Here is an 18,094-nt window from a genome sequence, read left to right on the forward strand (position 1 = left end):
GGCCAACACCAGCACCCCGCCCCGCCCTTCAGCAGCTCGACTCCGCCCTGTTCCCAGTGCAATTGGATCACGAACGGTACGGGTGTGCCATTGTCTTGTGACGAGTCACCATCGAACTCAGAACGATGTGGTTATGTCATCACTGTCGAAATCGCCTGCATCCGAACGCAGTTCCGCCAGGATCCGAACGAGCGCCATCAACTTGTCACGCGCCAGCCCGGGGCGTGCGAACACCAGTGAGTTCAGGCGCTCGGTGGCCTCGACCGCCAACGTGCGTCCCTGCTCGGTGATTTCGACCAGCGTGGTGCGCCGATCGCTCGGATGCGGGATGCGTCGAACGTATCCCACCGACTCGAGGCGATCGACAGCGTTGGTCACGCTCGTGGGATGCACCTGCAGACGTGCGCTTGCCTTCGCCATCGGAAGAGCGCCGTTCTTGGTGAAGGTCAACAACGTCAGCAATTCGTAGCGCGAAAAGGTCAGTCCCGTCGGCTTCAACGCTTCCTCGACCCGTGCCAGCATGATCTGCTGCGCACGCATCAACGACGTCACCGCGGCCATACCGTCGGCGGCCTCGGACCAGCCGTGCTTGGTCCACTGGCGGTGTGCCTCTGCAATGGGATCGAGGGGAAGCGGGGACGGTGCTGGCATACCGACCATCCTCCCACGGTGCCCGCTTCCGGCGTCTACCGAATCACGACGCGAGGTACTGCGAGCGGAACTCGATCCGTGATCGCCACGCGGGCGAGCGAGATCTGCTCTCGGGCTTCGACTGTGCGGGCGGTGTCGGTGTCGCCGGATGCCAGTGCGCGGTCCAGCAGGTCCAGCTGGGTCAGTACGGCATCGACGTTCTCGGAGGACTGTGCCGCGCGACCCACTCGTTCGGCCAGACGTATGCCTGCCTGCACCACCATGGGGCTGCCGGTGCCGTAGATCCGCACGGCATCGAGGGCATGGTCGATCAACGACGGAACGGCAACGCGGCGGGTGATCACCCGCACGGTGCCGTCGGAGCCGCGACGAGCACGAGAGGGCATGGGGCGCTGGACGACTGCGACGAGCCCGACCGTGAGATCGTCGATGGCATTGCGTGCCGTGTACGGATCGTTGACCCCCGTCGACAGAGCGCGTACCGCCATCTCGGTCATCTGCTCGACGGCGAAAGCGATGTCGTGTCGGGGTGTTCGACTAGTGCCGATGTCGAACGACCCTCGAACTCGTCCGATCGCGTCCGCCGAGATGTCTGCCGAGCGATCTGCCAGGACGTCGGCGAGCGGTTCACCGGCAACGACATGGTCACCGGGTACTCGATGAATGTCGATCAACGTGTCGGTGTCGGCAGCGATGTCCAACAAGCCGTTTTCGTCGATGTCGATGATCACCCCGGACTCCTCGGCCAACACCGTCGTGTAGACGGGCGGCTTGACGATGCCCTCCGCCGATGCCGCATCGGCGGGCTGCTCGGGTGGGTAGAGCGCGTCGACGGACTCGGACAGTTCGTCCCGGACGCGGGCGGACAGCGTCGCCACCTGGATCGACTGCGCGATGTGATGGATGAAGTAGACGAGCACACCCACGTCGACCACCGCGAGCGCCACCGCGACGTTCACGGCGATGTCCGGCACGAAGACCGACCCGTCGGATTCGATCGAGCGAATCGACCGCAGCACCATCAGCGAGTACAGGAACGTGGCACCGAAGATGCCGAGCACCACCTGGTTCCCGCGATCGGCCATGAAGTTGCGCACCAGGCGGGGGCCGTACGAGGAGCTGGCGGTGGCGAGAACCGAGATGGTGATGGAGAACGACGTCGCCGCCACGCCGAGCATCGACCCGCCGATCGCACCGAGGATGTCGCGGCTACCGCTGGCACCCACGTGATAGAGCAGCGAGCCCGTCAGATCCACGCGGGTGTCCAGCAGGTAGCGATCCAGACTCACCAGTGCCTGCGCGAGCACGAGTGCGACAACTCCGAGGACGGCAGGAATGAACCAGAACGATTCTCGCAGCTTGGCCAAGTGTTCCTTCATGACGCACAGTCTTCCCCTGGGCGTCCGAACCAACCCTCGGGGTTCGAATCACGGCGATCGAAACTGTGGGCCGCGCCCACTCGATACGGCATCGTCATCGGTGATGCGGGTGTGGCCGAGTGGCTAGGCACCGGCCTGCAAAGCCGTTCACACGGGTTCGAATCCCGTCGCTCGCTCTGTTCGATCGAGGCCGACCAGCAATGGTCGGTCTCGATTCGTTTCGCATCAGGCAAGCAGAGCGGGCTTGCGTGCCACGGTGACGGCCCAGTCCGCGTCGTCGTGCCAGGGCCGCAGATCCCAGGTCGCGAATCTGTGTTCGAGGACGAAGCCGGCCGCCGCCAGATCCGCGTCGAGCATATCGACGGTGTACTCCCGATCGGTGGCGAATCCGGCGACGAACACCCCGCCACCGGTCAGGTGTGCCCAGATGCGTTCGAGCGCTGCGCGTTCGGTTCCGGGTTTCATGAAGACCAGTACGTTGCCCGCGGCCACGGCCGCGTCGAAGGTCCGGCCGAGATCCAGCGTCGTCAGATCGGCGACGTGCACGTCGAGTTCGGAATGTGCGCGCGCTGCCTCGGCCAGAACCGGATCGAGATCCACTGCGGTCACCCGGTGTCCGCGTCGGGCCAACTCCACACCGAGTCGGCCGGTACCGCATCCGGCATCGAGAATGCTCGACGCGGGGGAGACCACCGCGTCGACCATGCGGGCCTCGCCGTGCAGATCCACACCGCGTTCGGCCAGGCGGTCGAAACGCTCGATGTAGCGTGCGGAATCGTCTGCGGAGTTCTCGGCCTGCCAGCGTGTGGTCACCCCGTCAGGGTAGGTCAGCTCAATTCCTCGAGGGCGGACTGGGCTTCGGCGACGCGAGCGCGGGCCGCCTCGAGTGCCTCCGCCGTCGACTCCGCCTGCAGGACACTGGCCTCGTTCGCTTCTCGAGCAGCCTGCGCTGTGGCCCTGGCGGCCTCCAACTGGAACTCGATTCGCTCTACTTCCGCTGCAGCACTGTGTAATTCGGACGCCGTTCGTTCGGTGTCGGCCCGGGCGTCCTCGGCTTCGGTTCGTGCGGCATCGAGATCGGATTCGGCCGACTCGAGTTCGGCGAGCAGCCGGTTCCGTTCGGCTTCGTCCGCTTCCTGCCGGTCGTCCTCGATCTCCGAGGACGGCGAGTCGGACTCGTCGGACTCGGCACCGTCATTCTCGTCGGGCGGGTCGGGAACGAGGGAGAGCAGCGCAGGTCCGAAGCCGCTGTACGTTTCGGATACTACGGTTCGGCCGGCACGCACGCGGTCGCGTATCTCGGCATCGGCCATCGCTGCGTTCAGGGTGTTGGAGATCTCGCGGGCAGCGTTGTCGCCGACGGTGGTCCCGGTCTCGCGTCCCAGCGAGACTGCACGATCGGTCAGGGCGCGTATCGAAGTGCTTCGAGCAGTGGACAATTCACGCAGCCGGGGGCCGTCGCCGCGCTGCTGGGCTCGTTCGAGTTGCTCGCCCAGATCGAACAGTTCGGCCAGAGCCGATTCGTCTCGCCGAGCGAGTGTGTTCACCAACCACGCCACGACCGTGGGCTTGCGGAGGGCACCGATGCGGGTGGCACCGGCTTTGTCGCCGGCCTTCTTGAAGCGGGAAACGTATGCGGTGCGGTGCGAGACGAAATCGGTGGGAGGGAGCGAATACAGATCGTCGATGACGGTGGCGATGTGGGGGAGATCCTCGGACATCGAAGTCCACCGTCTCGTTCGAGCAGCCACCGCACGACAGTGAACTGCGTGAAAGATGTGTGCCCCCGGCAGGATTCGAACCTGCGGCCTTTCGCTCCGGAGGCGAACGCTCTATCCCCTGAGCTACGGGGGCGCACCGGCGAACCGGTGTGCCTGTTGGGCTGTACGAAAGACTAGCGCATCCGGGACGCGAGTCGAAATCACCCCTCGGGCAGCGGCTGCGCACCCTTCTCGGCGAGCATCTGCTTCATCAGCGTCGACTCGCTGGTTTGGGTGGCAACCATGGACTTCGCCAGATTGATCACCGCAGGTGACTGCGCGTGCGTCTGCGCGTACTCCATCATCGCCAGACCGCCCTCGTGGTGGCGCAGCATCAGCTGGAGGAACATCACGTCGACGTCCGAGCCGGTGGCTTGCCGAAGCGCGGCGAGTTCGGCCGAACTGGCCATTCCCGGCATGGCGCGGGTGGGATCAGAGGATCCGGGATCCATGGACATCCCGCCCATCGAGTGACCGTGCGAGTCGTCCTCGGCCATCCAGGTCATGTAGCCGTCGGTCGAGATCGGTGCTCGATCCCACAGGGCCAACCAGCCCTGCATCTGTCCCACCTGGTTCTGCTGCGAGGTCAGCATGTCGAACGCCAGGTTCTTGACGGCCTGATCGGAGGCGTTGGTCAGCGCCACCGCGGCCATCTCGATGGCCTGGTTGTGGTGCACGGTCATGTCCTGAGCGAAGCCGACATCGACCGAGTCCGCGGCCGGTGCACTGTCGTCGCCGCCCAGTGGACTCTGCACCAGGAAGCCCACGGCGAAGCCGATCGCGAGGACGGCGATCAGCGCAAGGGCCACCAGCGCGGTGCGCTGGCTCGGCTTGGTCGCAGACGTGGTGGCCTCCGCATTCTCGGTCGGTGCCGGTGCGGTCATCAGTTCGCGGGGATCTGGAGATCGCTGGGCAGCTGCATCCCGCCGGCGCCACCGGCCTCGCTGGCGTCGGGAGTGATCCCGGCACCGTCCATCGGCACCGCGTCCGCGCCGGGAGCGGAGGCATCGAACAGCGGCGGGTTGTCGGGATCGAAGCCGTCACCGCTGGTGTTCGGGACGGACGCGCAGCTGGCACCGACCTCCGGGTAGGCGAAGCGATTGAGTCGAAGTGCAGAGATGAACTGTCCGATGCGTTCGTCGTCCACGCTGTCCAGCTTGAGCTGGTGGCCCCACGACTGCAGCGAGACCGGGGAGTCGAGGCCGGGGTACGGCGACATCATCATCTGCGTTTCACCGTCGACGCGATCGGCCAGCGACTGGATCTGGTCCGCGTTCAGGTCGTCGGGGTTGTAGGTGACCCAGACGGCACCGTGCTCGAGGGAGTGCACGGCATTCTCGGTGCGAATGGCCTCGGGATAGACGATTCCAGTGCAGGTGGCCCACACGGCATCGTGCGGTCCACCGAACGGCGGCGACTGGTCGTAGGCGACCCGCTGCGTGCGCCCGACGTGTAGAGCCGCGGGGTACTCCTGCACGGTCACACCCTCGATGCCCGTCGACGGGTCCTGATTGGCCTCGCTGGGTGCGAACTTCTGCGCCTCGGCTCGGTCCTGGTACTTCGGATACAGATTGATCCCGAGGCCCGCTACGAGACCGACGACAACGACGACACCGGCAACCGTCAGCCAGGGAATCTGCCTGCCCGTGGCGGTGGGCACACCGCCCTTCTTCTTGCGAGCTGACTTCTTGTTGGCTGCATTGATGGCTTTGTCTGCCTTCGCAGCCGACTTGTTCTGACTGCCTTTGTCGGGACCCGTTGGCATCGCTGTAGTTGCTCTCTCAGTCGAGGAAAGGTGGTGGTCGGTTGCGCTGGTGCTACGTATCTGCTGGTGACGGCATCATTGGATGAGCGTCCGCGCAGAGCGTCCTCACTGTACGTTCTCTGCCTGAGAGCGTGCTCAGAGCCTGCGCGGACCGCGTCGGCCGAGGCTGCTCGCGGGCAGACGGGCAGTGGATGCGAGGACGCCGCGCACCAGCCAATAGGATAGCTACCTGTGACTCCCGCCGATCTTGCCGAACTGCTTCACGCGACCGCCGCGAAGGTGCTTGCCGACCGCGGCCTGGATGCATCCGTCCTGCCTGCGAAGCTGACCGTCGAGCGTCCCCGAAATCCCGAGCACGGCGACTACGCAACCAACGTGGCACTGCAGGTCGCGAAGAAGGCCGGAGCCAATCCCCGCGACTTCGCCGGCTGGCTCGCCGAGGCTCTCGCCGCCGACGCCGCCATCGCCGATGCCGACGTCGCAGGGCCCGGATTCCTGAACATCAGGCTGGCCGCCGCAGCGCAGGGCGAGATCGTCGCCCGCGTACTCGCCGCAGGTGCGGCATTCGGCAACGGTTCCACGATGGCAGGCAAGAAGGTCAACCTCGAGTTCGTCTCGGCCAACCCGACCGGCCCGGTGCACCTCGGTGGTACCCGGTGGGCCGCCGTCGGCGATGCACTCGGCCGCATCCTGACCGCCCACGGAGCAGAGGTCACCCGCGAGTACTTCTTCAACGATCACGGCGCTCAGATCGCGCGCTTCACTCAGTCGCTCATCGCCGCAGCGAAGGGTGAGCCTGCACCCGACAACGGCTACGCGGGTGAGTACATCGCCGACATCGCAGCGCACGTGCTGGCCGAGCGGCCCGACGCGCTCGCACTGGACACCGAGGCCAGGGAGGAGGCGTTCCGGTCCATCGGCACCGAGCTGATGTTCGATCGGATCAAGGCGAACCTGCACGAGTTCGGTGTCGACTTCGACGTCTACTTCCACGAGAACTCGCTCTTCGAGTCCGGGGCCGTCGACAAGTCGGTCGAATACCTCAAGACCTCGGGGAGCCTCTACGAGAAGGACGGGGCCTGGTGGCTGCGGTCCACCGACTTCGGTGACGACAAGGATCGCGTCGTCATCAAGAGCGACGGCAACGCCGCCTACATCGCCGGCGACATCGCCTACTTCCAGAACAAGCGGCAGCGCGGCTTCGACCTGTGCATCTACATGCTCGGAGCAGACCACCACGGGTACATCGGACGGCTCAAGGCGGCCGCGGCTGCGTTCGGAGACGACCCCGAGACCGTCGAGGTGCTCATCGGCCAGATGGTCAACCTCGTCCGCGACGGCGTGGCCGTGAAGATGAGCAAGCGTGCCGGAACCGTCATCACCCTCGACGACCTGGTCGAAGCCATCGGCGTCGATGCTTCCCGGTACGTGATGATCCGTTCGTCCGTCGACTCGAGCATCGACATCGACCTCGCGCTGTGGGCGAGCGCGAGCAACGAGAACCCGGTGTACTACGTCCAGTACGCCCACGCCCGCCTTGCCTCGCTCGCACGCAATGCCGCCGAACTGGGAATCAGCGCTCAGCAGCCGGATCTGAGCCTGCTCACCCACGAGCAGGAAGGCGAGTTGATCAGGACGATCGGCGAGTATCCACGAGTGGTGGCCAGCGCCGCCGAACTACGCGAACCACACCGGATCGCCCGCTACCTCGAGGAGCTGGCGGGGGCGTACCACCGCTTCTACGGTGCGTGTCGAGTACTTCCACAAGGAGACGAGGAGCCCGGACCTGTGAACACCGCACGACTGGCGTTGGGGAACGCGACCCGGCAGGTCCTGGCCAACGGCCTCGAACTGCTCGGCGTCAGCGCACCGGAGCGCATGTGAGCGCACATCCGGCAGGACCCAAACATGCCGATTCCCCCGCGAAAGAGTCGATGTCCCATCGCCCGGCCGACGCGTCGGAGATGACGACGCTGCCCGAGCAGGTGTGGCCCCGCAACGCCGAGCGCGGTGAGGACGGCACCGTCCGTCTCGCCGGAGTGTCGGTCACCGAGCTCGCAGAGCAGTACGGCACACCGTTGTTCGTCGTCGACGAAGACGACTTCCGTTCGCGCTGCCGTGAAATGGCGGCAGCGTTCGGGTCACCCGAACGAGTTCACTACGCCTCCAAGGCTTTCCTGTGCGGAGAGATCGCACGTTGGGTGGCCGACGAAGGACTCTCGCTCGACATCTGCTCCGGGGGAGAGTTGGCCATCGCGTTGGCTGCCGGATTCCCGGCCGATCGAATTGCCATGCACGGCAACAACAAATCGGTCGCCGAGCTTGAGGCGGGCGTGCGCGCAGGCGTCGAACATGTGGTACTCGACTCCAACATCGAGATCGATCGACTCGACGACGTCGCCGGAGCGGCCGGTGTGGTGCAGGACGTGCTGATCCGCATCACCGTCGGTGTCGAAGCACATACGCACGAGTTCATCGCTACCGCGCACGAGGACCAGAAGTTCGGCTTCTCGCTCGCCGACGGCTCGGCGCTCGACGCCGTCCGGCGCGTGTTCGCTGCCGACAACCTTCGCCTCGTGGGACTGCACAGTCACATCGGTTCGCAGATATTCGAGGTCGACGGCTTCGAGCTGGCAGCGCACAAGGTCATCGGGCTGCTCCGAGACATCGTCTCGGAGTTCGGCGTCGACAAGACCTCCCAGATCTCGACGCTGGATCTCGGTGGCGGCATGGGCATTTCGTACGTGCCGACCGACGACCCGCCGCCGGTGAAGCAACTCGCGGCGAAGTTGACCACCATCGTCGAGACGGAATCCGCCGCGGTGGGACTGCCTGTCCCGACGATCGCCGTCGAACCCGGCCGCGCCATCGCCGGACCGGGCACCGTCACGCTCTACGAGGTCGGCACCATCAAGGACGTCACCGTCGACAAGACGACGCGAAGGCGCTACATCAGCGTCGACGGCGGCATGAGCGACAACATCCGAACCTCGCTGTATCAGGCCGAATACGATTGCCGGCTGGTCTCGCGGACGAGCGAAGCCGAGGCGCTCGTGGCTCGGGTGGTCGGAAAGCATTGTGAGAGTGGCGACATCGTCATCAAGAACACGTGGATGCCGGCGGACGTCGGCCCGGGTGACCTGCTCGCGGTAGCGGCCACCGGGGCCTACTGCTACTCCATGTCCAGTCGCTACAACCTGCTGACGCGGCCCGCTGTGGTTGCGGTCAGGGACGGGCATTCGCGCCTGATCCTGCGGCGGGAAACCATCGAAGATCTGCTCAGCTTGGAGGTTCAGCCATGACATCGAAGCCGATAGGCGTCGCCGTACTCGGACTCGGAAACGTCGGCAGCGAGGTCGTTCGAATCCTCACCGAGAACGCCGAGGACTTCGAGGCGAGAATCGGTGCGCCACTTGAGATTCGGGGCATCGCTGTGCGTCGGGTCGACGGTGATCGTGGAGTTCCGCCCGAGCTGCTCACCGACGATCCGGCCGAACTCGTCGGCCGCGACGACGTCGACATCGTCGTCGAGGTGCTCGGTGGAATCGACATTCCCCGCAAGCTGGTGCTCTCTGCCCTAGAGAAGGGTAAGTCCGTCATCACGGCCAACAAGGCCCTGCTGGCCGAGTACACCGGAGAACTGGCCGACGCGGCCGAGAAGTCGCGCGCCGACCTGTATTTCGAGGCCGCCGTGGCCGGAGCCATTCCCGTGGTTCGCCCGCTGATGCAGTCCCTCGCAGGTGACCGCGTGAACAAGGTCGCCGGCATCGTCAACGGCACCACCAACTTCATCCTCTCGGCCATGGACGAGACCGGAGCGGACTACGCCGAGACTCTCGCCGAGGCAGGGCGTCTGGGCTACGCCGAGGCCGACCCGACCGCCGACGTCGAAGGCTACGACGCTGCATCGAAGGCCGCGATCCTGGCGTCCATCGCGTTCCACACGCGGGTCACGGCCGGTGACGTCTACCGCGAGGGCATCAGCAAGATCACCGCGGACGATCTCGAGACCGCGAAATCCCTGGACTGCACCATCAAACTGCTGGCCATCTGCGAGCGAATCGTCACGCCCAAGGGCAAGGAGCGAATTTCGGCTCGGGTCTACCCAGCGCTCGTTCCGCTGAACCACCCGTTGGCAGCGGTGAACGGTGCGTTCAACGCCGTGGTCGTCGAAGCAGAGGCGGCCGGCCGCCTGATGTTCTACGGCCAGGGTGCAGGCGGTGCGCCGACCGCGTCCGCGGTACTCGGCGACCTGGTGATGGCCGCTCGCAACAAGTTCTACGGCGGACGGGGTCCACTCGAATCCAAGTACGCCAAGCTCAAGGTGGCCCCCATGGGTGACATCCTCACTCGCTACTACGTCAGCATGCAGGTCGCGGACAAGCCAGGTGTTCTCGCCACGGTGGCGGCCGAGTTCTCCAAACGCGACGTCAGCATTTCCACGGTGCGTCAGCAGGGCTCGGGTGACGGAGCCAGGCTCGTCGTCGTCACGCACCTCGCGGCCGATTCCGCACTGTCCGACACCGTTGCATCCCTCGAGCAGCTCGACGTCGTCGTCAACGTCGCCAGCGTTCTCCGATTGGAAGGCACCACCGTATGAGCGTCCACACCCCCTGGCCCGGTCTGATCGAGGCATACCGCTCCCGTCTGGCGATCGGCCCGGATTGGAAGACCGTCACGCTGCGCGAGGGCGGAACGCCGTTGTTGCCTGCCGGGCACCTGTCCGAACTGACCGGGTGCACAGTGCATCTGAAGGTCGAGGGACTCAACCCCACCGGTTCCTTCAAGGACCGAGGGATGACCATGGCCGTCACCGACGCGCTCGCCCGAGGCCAGGAAGCCGTTCTCTGCGCCTCGACCGGCAACACCTCGGCCTCCGCGGCAGCGTACGCGGCCAAGGCCGGAATGAGCTGTGCCGTGCTGGTTCCGCAGGGCAAGATCGCCATGGGCAAGCTCGCTCAGGCAGTCATGCACGGAGCCAAGATCATCCAGGTGCAGGGCAACTTCGACGATTGCCTCGAACTGGCCCGCAAGACGACGGCCGAGTTCCCGACCATCGGCTTGGTCAACTCCGTCAACCCCGTCCGCATCGAAGGGCAGAAGACCGCAGCCTTCGAGATCTGCGACGCCCTCGGCGACGCACCGGACATCCACGCACTGCCGGTCGGCAACGCGGGAAACATCACCGCGTACTGGCGTGGCTACTCGGAGTACTTCCGTGACGGTCTCACCACGCGCAAGCCGCGGATGCTCGGAGTCCAGGCCGCGGGCGCGGCTCCTCTGGTTCACGGTGCGCCGGTGAAGGATCCGGAAACGATCGCCACCGCAATCCGGATCGGTTCGCCCGCATCCTGGAACGGTGCCGTCAATGCCAAGGAAGAGTCGAACGGAGCATTCCGCGCAGCGACCGACGAGGAGATCCTCGAGGCGTACCGGTTGATCGCGAAGACCGAAGGTGTGTTCGTCGAGCCCGCCTCCGCGGCCAGTGTCGCCGGACTCCTGGCAGCTCGAAAGGAAGGCTGGCTGGAGCCGGGCCTGACCGTCGTGTGCACGGTCACCGGAAACGGCCTCAAGGATCCCGACACTGCGCTGTCGGGAATGCCTGTCGTAGAGCCGATTTCGGTCGATCCCGTCGCTGTCGCGGCTGCGCTCGAGCTGGCCTGAGTTGACGGAATCTCCGGCCATGACGACGACACTGCCCATCGGGCTGACGGTCACCGCGCGCGTCCCGGCGTCGAGTGCCAACATCGGGCCCGGATTCGACAGTCTCGGAATCGCTTTGGGGCTGTACGACGAGATCGAGGTCAAGACCACCGCGTCGGGACTTCGGATTCACGTCGACGGTGAGGGTTCGGCGGACGTGCCGTGGGGCCCGACGCATCTGGTGGTGCGCGCCATCGAGCGGGGACTCGAAGCGGCCGGAGTGTGGGCCGACGGCCTGGATGTGCACTGCCGCAACGCAATTCCCCATTCGAGGGGGCTCGGATCCTCGGCGTCGGCTGTGGTCGGGGGCCTGGCGGCTGCCAATGCGCTCGCTGCGAAGGTGGATCGGTCGCTCGCGCTGTCGGAGGGCCAGCTCGTCCAGCTGTCGTCGGAATTCGAGGGTCATCCCGACAACGCGTCCGCGAGTTGCCTCGGCGGTGCGGTCGTGTCGTGGAGCGAACCGCCCAATGCCAGTGTGACGGCGCGCAAGTACGCGGCCGTTCGGCTCGAGGTGCACCCGAGCATCAAGGTCGTCGTGCTCGTACCGTCCGAGCGCTCGTCGACGTCGCACACCCGGGGACTGTTGCCCGAGTTGGTGCCCCATCGCGACGCGGCCTTCAATGTCAGCCGAAGTGCACTCGCGGTGGTGGCGCTGACCGAGCGTCCGGATCTGTTGATGTCCGCGACGGAGGACCTGCTGCATCAAGGTCAGCGTGCTCAGGCGCTGCCCGACACCACGCGCTGGATCGCCACCTTGCGCGCGCGGTCCATCGCAGCCGTGGTGTCCGGCGCGGGCCCGACGGTCATGGCGCTGTGCACCGACGAGTTTCCGGCCGATCTGCGCGAGGCCGCGTCGGCCGAGGGGTGGCGAGTGCTCGACCTCGACGTGGCCGACGGAGTCACCGTCGCGTGACGAACACCGAGTAGGGTTCTTGCCGAGTGGGGACAACGGCGCTATGGTGAACCCTGTCCGTACATCGTGCGCTTCAGACGCCGGTTTCGTCAGGGCAATCAGGTCGCTGTATTCGGGGGATTCAAACGTCCGAGTGATGTGACGCTCCTGACTCGATCCTCCCCGTGGTTCTCTGCGGTCGAGGATCGATGGTGTCGTCGACGGAGTGCGTCGAACATGAACGGCAATATCCGAGTTCGGCAGAACGCCGAACTGCGGAACGAACCCTCGGCTGCGCATCGAGCGAGCGAGGGAAGGAAAGGACCTCCGTGACCGATACGGAACTTATCTCTGCGCCCGAAACGTCACGCCGACGTGCAGGCCTGTCCGGAATGGTTCTCACCGAGCTGCGCAGCCTCGCTGGTGAACTGGGCATCAAGAGCATTTCCGGCATGCGCAAGGGCGATCTGATCGCTGCGATCTCCGAGCGTCAGTCGGGCAGTGCACCGGCCAAGTCGGACGCGCCGAAATCCGATGCACCGAAGTCCGACGCACCGAGGTCGCGTCGTGCCGCTGCATCCGCGCCTGCCGTCGAAGATCGGCCTGCAGTGGAGGCGGCACCGAAGCAGTCGACTCCCGAAGCGCCGTCCGCGGACGCACCCGCGACGCAAGCGGGCGATGCTGCCGATTCCGCCCCCGAGACGGGTCGCCGCACCCGCGGCCGTCGGGCCGCGGGTCGCCGCGCAGGTGCTCCCGATCAACTGCCACTCGACGACAGCAACGATTCGGCCGGATCCGCTCCCGCGGCCGCCGATTCGGCTGCAGCAGCGCCGCAGGCCGAGAAGCCGGACGAGACCGGGGACAACGCCGCCACCGAGCGCCCCCGTCGTAGTCGCGGCGAACGCAACCGCCAGGACGGGTCGGAGCGCGAACCGCGTGACGCCGACGGCAACCGCGACAATGCCAACCGTGACTCGGGAAGCCGGAATCAAGGCGACCGGGACGGCTCCAACCGCGAGAACGGCAACCGAGACAACGGAAACCGCAATCAGGGTGATCGGGACAATTCCAACCGTGACGGCGGCGGGCGCAATCAGGGTGGGCGCAATCGCAATCAGGGCGACGGTCGCAACGACAACCGCAACGAGGATCGCAACAACGGCCCGCGCGACAACCGCGACAACAACCAGGACGACGATGGCGAAGGCCGCGGACGTCGGGGACGTCGGTTCCGCGAACGCCGTCGCGGTCGCGACCGTGGCGACGGCAACGACGGTGGCGGTGGCCGCGAGCGCGACACCGAGATCCGCGAGGACGACGTTCTTCAGCCGGTAGCCGGCATCCTCGACGTTCTCGACAACTACGCGTTCGTCCGGACCTCCGGCTACCTCGCCGGACCGAACGACGTCTACGTCTCCATGAACCTGGTCCGCAAGAACGGCCTTCGACGCGGCGACGCGGTCACCGGTGCGGTTCGCGTGGCACGCGAAGGCGAGCAGTCGAGCCAGCGGCAGAAGTTCAATCCGCTCGTGCGACTGGACACCGTCAACGGGGGAGAGGTCGAGGCCGCGCGCAAGCGTCCGGAATTCGGCAAGCTCACCCCGCTGTACCCCAATCAGCGACTGCGCCTCGAGACGCAGCAGAACATCCTGACCACGCGCATCATCGACCTGGTGATGCCGATCGGCAAGGGCCAGCGCGCACTCATCGTCAGCCCGCCCAAGGCAGGTAAGACGAGCGTTCTGCAAGCCATCGCCAACGCGATCGCGATCAACAACCCCGAGTGCTACCTGATGGTCATCCTCGTCGACGAGCGTCCCGAGGAAGTGACGGACATGCAGCGCTCCGTCAAGGGCGAGGTCATTGCCTCGACGTTCGACCGGCCGCCGGGCGACCACACCGCGGTGGCCGAATTGGCGATCGAGCGGGCCAAGCGTCTGGTCGAGGCCGGCCAGGACGTGGTGGTTCTGCTCGACTCGATCACTCGTCTGGGACGTGCGTACAACAACAGCTCGCCTGCATCGGGCCGAATCCTGTCCGGTGGTGTCGACTCGACCGCGCTGTACCCGCCGAAGCGATTCCTCGGTGCGGCTCGAAACATCGAGCACGGCGGATCGTTGACGATCATCGCCACGGCCATGGTCGAAACCGGATCCACCGGTGACACCGTGATCTTCGAGGAGTTCAAGGGCACCGGTAACGCCGAGCTCAAGCTCGATCGCAAGATCGCCGAACGCCGCGTGTTCCCGGCAGTGGACATCAACCCGTCGAGCACCCGCCACGACGAGCTGCTCCTTGCTCCCGACGAGGCTGCCGTCGTGCACAAGCTGCGGCGCGTGCTGTCCGGACTGGACTCGCATCAAGCCATCGACCTGCTGGTCGACCGTTTGAAGAAGAGCAAGAACAACCTCGAGTTCCTGATGGAAGTCTCCAAGACTGCGCCGGGCGGGGCGAACGACTGACGGTTGTTCCCCGGACGTCGCGTCCGGGGAACAAGCCGACAGGTGCGCGCGTTGTAAGGAACTGTCGGCACAGAAGTACCGGCGATTAGCAGGTCAGATGCACGCTCTGGCATAATCAACGGCCGAGTCCGGTTCCGGTTCACGTCTTCGATCGGCGAAGACGACCCGGCGACCACTAGAGAGAACGGTAAGGACACCATGAAGGCAGGAATTCACCCCGACTACACACTGACGACAGTCGTCTGTGGTTGCGGCAATACTTTCGAGACCCGAAGCACCACCGACAAAGAGCGCATCAGCGTCGAGGTCTGCTCGCAGTGCCACCCCTTCTACACCGGCAAGCAGAAGATTCTCGACACCGGCGGCCGCGTCGCTCGCTTCGAGGCTCGCTACGGCAAGCGCGCCGGCAAGAAGGCCGACGCAGACAGCTAGCTGTTTCGCCGACGCCCGTCCTGTGCATCACAGGACGGGCGTCGGCTTTTTTGTGTCCACATTCAGTTGCACCCGCGTTCGAGAGTGAGTCACCACCATGGCGAGAACAGACAAGCCTTCGGCCATCGACGACATCCTCGCCGAACACTCCGGACTCGAGCAGCAACTCGCCGACCCGGCTCTGCACAACGATCCGTCCGCGGCCCGCAGAGCAGGCAAGAGATTCGCCGAACTAGCCCCCATCATGTCCGCGCACACCAAGCTGACCTCCGCGCAGGACGACCTCGAAGCCGCACGGGAGTTGGCGGCCGACGATTCGTCGTTCGCGGCCGAGATTCCCGACCTCGAAGCGACGGTGCTGCAGCTCGAGCAGACTCTGACCGACCTGCTGGCACCGCGCGATCCGCACGACGGCGACGACATCGTGATGGAGGTCAAGTCGGGTGAGGGCGGCGAGGAGTCGGCGCTCTTCGCGGCCGATCTCGCACGGATGTACGTGCGCTACGCCGAACGCCGCGGGTGGCGCGTGGAGGTGCTCGACGCGAACGTCTCCGACCTTGGCGGGTACAAGGACGCGACGTTGTCGATCAAGACCAAGGATCCCCTCGACGGCGTCTGGGCACGGCTGAAGTTCGAGGGCGGAGTCCACCGCGTCCAACGGGTACCGGTGACCGAATCGCAGGGGCGTGTACACACCTCTGCGGCAGGCATCCTGGTGTACCCCGAACCGGACGAAGTCGAAGAGGTACAGATCGACGAGTCCGACTTGCGTATCGACGTGTACCGCTCGTCGGGCAAGGGTGGACAGGGCGTCAACACCACCGACTCCGCAGTCCGGCTCACGCACCTGCCCACGGGCATCGTGGTCACCTGCCAGAACGAGCGCTCGCAGCTGCAGAACAAGGCGCGCGCGATGCAGGTTCTCGCCGCTCGCCTACAGGCGGCCGCGGAGGAAGCGGCCAACGAAGAGGCCTCGGCCGGTCGAGCCAGCCAGGTGCGTACCGTCGACCGCTCGGAGCGGATCAGAACCTACAACTACCCCGAGAACCGCATCACCGATCACCGCATCGGCTTCAAGGCACACAACCTCGACGCTCTGCTCGACGGGGAAATGGATGCGTTGCTCGACGCGCTCGCCAAGGCAGACCGCGATGCGCGCATGCAGGCAGAGTAGCTCCGGCGCAAAGCTTTACAGATTTCGCCGGGCTGATTCACGGATCGGTGCGTTACCCTGGCGGCCAGGTTCGACCCCGTAACAGCGCCCGAGAGGCACACCAGAGATGAACCATGCCCTGACCCCCGCAGGCGAGAACGCCGTGTCCGAGCTGTCGGCGCGCTACGGCGTCTCGACCGACGCCGTCCGCACCATGCTCGACGCCGTCAACAACGGCCGCGGCAGCATGGCGCAGTTCAACATTCCCGAGCTCGGCGGCAGTGGGCAATGGATGCGCGGCGGAATGACCATGGTGGGCAACATGTTCGATCACGGACTCAAGAGCCGGGTCGACGGCCTCTGCCGCGATCTGTCTGCCGTGCTCTCGCAGCATCAGGTGTACCCACCCAGAGAGACCGGCAGCGGCTCGTTCGGTGGCAACTCGTTCGGCGGCGGCTCGTGGTGGCCGTCGGATCTCGGTACGCCGAGCTCGAGCGGTGGTCAGAACGGCTCGCAGTACGCCGTGTTCCCTGGTTCTCGACGCCTCGCCGTGTCGGTCGGCGGCGAACTGGCCGTGTACGACACTCTCGATCACTCCATCGGCGGGGTTCAGCAACAGCAGGGCGGCGGACCGGGCTCGCTGGAGTTCACCAGCCAGTACGGCACGTTCACCGCCGGCAGCCTGCCTCGCGTCGACCAGCAGTCGAGTGGAACGAACTCGCAGAACCAGCCGGCACCGCAATCCGTCTCGCCGCCCCACGCGCACGCGTCGTCCTCGGAACCGTCCTCGAACCAATCGCTCCGGAGCAACTCGTCGGGTGTTGACATCTCCGACATCACGGCGGCGATCGAGGCGCTGGCGGGTCTGCACGCGAAAGGCTTCCTGACCGACGACGAGTTCCACGCCAAGAAGTCGGAGTTGCTGGGGCGCTTGTGACCGGGCTGTCGGAGCCTCGTGGCAGTCTGTACGAGTGAGCCGAAAGCCGTTACGTCTGGCCATCCTCGAAGCAACATCGATGCTCGATGCTGCCGGTGTGCCGAGCCCACGGGTCGATGCGGAGCTGCTCGCCGCACACCTCGTCGGAGTCGATCGCGGCCGTCTCGGTTTGGTGCCGCTCGTGGAACCCGAGCTCGTCGAGGCGTACTTCCGAACCGTCGAGCAACGCGCGAAACGCATTCCGCTGCAATACATCACGGGAACCACGTCGCTGGGCAACATCGACGTCGAAGTAGGACCGGGCGTGTTCGTGCCCCGACCGGAAACCGAATTGTTGTTGGCGTGGGCTCTGGCGTTCCTCGAAAACGTCGACCACCACCCGCCGGTGATTCTCGATCTGTGTACGGGCTCGGGGGCATTGGCACTGGCGATCGCAAACGCTCGGCCCGACGCCGTCGTCCATGCCGTCGAACTCGACCCGTCGGCATTGGCGTGGGCCCGGCGCAATGCCGATCTGCGCAGTGGCCTCGGTGATACCCCGATCGCACTGCACCACGGCGACGTCACGGCCCGTGACCTGTTGACCGAGCTCGACGGTGCAGTCGACATGATCGTCGCCAACCCGCCCTACATCCCGGAGGGGGCAGAACTCGATCCCGAGGTGATCGACCACGATCCACACATGGCGCTGTTCGGCGGTGCGGACGGACTGTCGGTCATCGAACCGATGATCGCCAACATCGCCCGCTGGCTTCGGGTCGGCGGTGGCGTCGCGATCGAACACGACGACTCCAATGGCAGCGAGGTTGCGGCGTTGCTGTCCAGGCGACGAGTGTTCACCGAGGTCACCGCGCATCCGGATCTGGCGGGCAGGCCCCGGTTCGTCGTCGCCGCACGGGCACATCCGGCCTCGGCCTGACGACGGGAACGGCAGGCGGGCGACACCTGACATCACTTCGT

16 protein-coding genes and 2 tRNA genes are annotated in these 18,094 nt (G+C 65.7%); 11 read left to right on the forward strand and 7 right to left on the reverse strand.

From position 1 onward, the window contains the following. Positions 1-117: 117 nt before the first annotated feature. Together CH306_RS15870 and CH306_RS15875 are read right to left on the reverse strand one after the other, a co-directional pair. Positions 118-651 carry a MarR family winged helix-turn-helix transcriptional regulator gene (locus CH306_RS15870; protein ID WP_032393535.1) on the reverse strand — a complete coding sequence of 178 codons (534 nt, stop codon included), beginning with the start codon at positions 649-651 and terminating at the stop codon, positions 118-120. 35 nt (positions 652-686) lie between these two features. Then, positions 687-2,030 (reverse strand): DUF2254 domain-containing protein, encoded by a 1,344-nt coding sequence (locus CH306_RS15875; protein WP_094632254.1) that lies wholly within the window; start codon positions 2,028-2,030, stop codon positions 687-689. 105 nt (positions 2,031-2,135) lie between these two features. On the opposite strand from CH306_RS15875, the gene CH306_RS15880 reads away from it, so the two are divergent. Continuing rightward, a tRNA-Cys gene (locus CH306_RS15880) sits at positions 2,136-2,206 on the forward strand. A 49-nt stretch (positions 2,207-2,255) separates the two neighbouring features. On the opposite strand, the gene CH306_RS15885 is transcribed toward CH306_RS15880, so the two are convergent. From CH306_RS15885 to CH306_RS15905, 5 genes are all read right to left on the reverse strand, one after another. After that, entirely contained in the window at positions 2,256-2,843 is a 588-nt protein-coding gene (locus CH306_RS15885) for a class I SAM-dependent DNA methyltransferase (RefSeq protein WP_094647091.1), read from the reverse strand. Between the two features lie 14 nt (positions 2,844-2,857). After that, complete coding sequence (locus CH306_RS15890) at positions 2,858-3,751, reverse strand: hypothetical protein (RefSeq protein ID WP_094647092.1); 894 nt, start codon at positions 3,749-3,751, stop codon at positions 2,858-2,860. A 60-nt stretch (positions 3,752-3,811) separates the two neighbouring features. After that, positions 3,812-3,884 (reverse strand) — tRNA-Arg (locus tag CH306_RS15895). Positions 3,885-3,951: 67 nt separating this feature from the next. Next, positions 3,952-4,674: a DUF305 domain-containing protein gene (locus CH306_RS15900; RefSeq protein ID WP_094647093.1), complete on the reverse strand. Its 723-nt coding sequence runs from the start codon at positions 4,672-4,674 to the stop codon at positions 3,952-3,954. After that, the gene (locus CH306_RS15905) at positions 4,674-5,555 is read right to left on the reverse strand and encodes a DUF3105 domain-containing protein (protein WP_032393508.1); all 882 of its coding nucleotides are present in this window, start codon (positions 5,553-5,555) and stop codon (positions 4,674-4,676) included. The genes CH306_RS15900 and CH306_RS15905 overlap by 1 nt, the downstream gene beginning before the upstream one ends. Before the next feature lie 231 nt (positions 5,556-5,786). Between CH306_RS15905 and argS the strand changes: the two genes are divergently transcribed. From argS to prmC, 10 genes are all read left to right on the forward strand, one after another. After that, positions 5,787-7,439 (forward strand): arginine--tRNA ligase, encoded by a 1,653-nt coding sequence (argS, locus tag CH306_RS15910; RefSeq protein ID WP_094647094.1) that lies wholly within the window; start codon positions 5,787-5,789, stop codon positions 7,437-7,439. Further along, positions 7,436-8,857 carry a diaminopimelate decarboxylase gene (gene lysA / locus CH306_RS15915; protein ID WP_094647095.1) on the forward strand — a complete coding sequence of 474 codons (1,422 nt, stop codon included), beginning with the start codon at positions 7,436-7,438 and terminating at the stop codon, positions 8,855-8,857. Before argS ends, lysA begins: the two co-directional genes overlap by 4 nt. Further along, entirely contained in the window at positions 8,854-10,155 is a 1,302-nt protein-coding gene (locus CH306_RS15920; RefSeq protein WP_032393511.1) for a homoserine dehydrogenase, read from the forward strand. Before lysA ends, CH306_RS15920 begins: the two co-directional genes overlap by 4 nt. Continuing rightward, positions 10,152-11,219: a threonine synthase gene (gene thrC / locus CH306_RS15925; RefSeq protein WP_027497914.1), complete on the forward strand. Its 1,068-nt coding sequence runs from the start codon at positions 10,152-10,154 to the stop codon at positions 11,217-11,219. Before CH306_RS15920 ends, thrC begins: the two co-directional genes overlap by 4 nt. 19 nt (positions 11,220-11,238) lie before the next feature. Beyond that, entirely contained in the window at positions 11,239-12,171 is a 933-nt protein-coding gene (gene thrB / locus CH306_RS15930) for a homoserine kinase (protein ID WP_032393512.1), read from the forward strand. 371 nt (positions 12,172-12,542) lie between these two features. After that, complete coding sequence (gene rho / locus CH306_RS15935; protein WP_373453974.1) at positions 12,543-14,612, forward strand: transcription termination factor Rho; 2,070 nt, start codon at positions 12,543-12,545, stop codon at positions 14,610-14,612. Positions 14,613-14,810: 198 nt separating this feature from the next. Then, complete coding sequence (gene rpmE, locus CH306_RS15940; RefSeq protein ID WP_008715081.1) at positions 14,811-15,044, forward strand: 50S ribosomal protein L31; 234 nt, start codon at positions 14,811-14,813, stop codon at positions 15,042-15,044. 97 nt (positions 15,045-15,141) lie between these two features. Continuing rightward, the gene (prfA, locus tag CH306_RS15945; RefSeq protein ID WP_032393514.1) at positions 15,142-16,218 is read left to right on the forward strand and encodes a peptide chain release factor 1; all 1,077 of its coding nucleotides are present in this window, start codon (positions 15,142-15,144) and stop codon (positions 16,216-16,218) included. Between the two features lie 106 nt (positions 16,219-16,324). Next, a complete protein-coding gene (locus CH306_RS15950; protein ID WP_094647096.1) occupies positions 16,325-17,134 on the forward strand; it encodes an SHOCT domain-containing protein in 810 nt (269 codons plus the stop codon). A gap of 34 nt (positions 17,135-17,168) precedes the next feature. Then, on the forward strand, positions 17,169-18,053 hold the full coding sequence (prmC, locus tag CH306_RS15955; protein WP_032393516.1) for a peptide chain release factor N(5)-glutamine methyltransferase: 885 nt from the start codon (positions 17,169-17,171) through the stop codon (positions 18,051-18,053). The last annotated feature ends 41 nt before the right edge of the window (positions 18,054-18,094 follow it).

Source organism: Rhodococcus sp. 15-725-2-2b, from assembly GCF_002259075.1.
Taxonomy (GTDB): domain Bacteria; phylum Actinomycetota; class Actinomycetes; order Mycobacteriales; family Mycobacteriaceae; genus Rhodococcoides.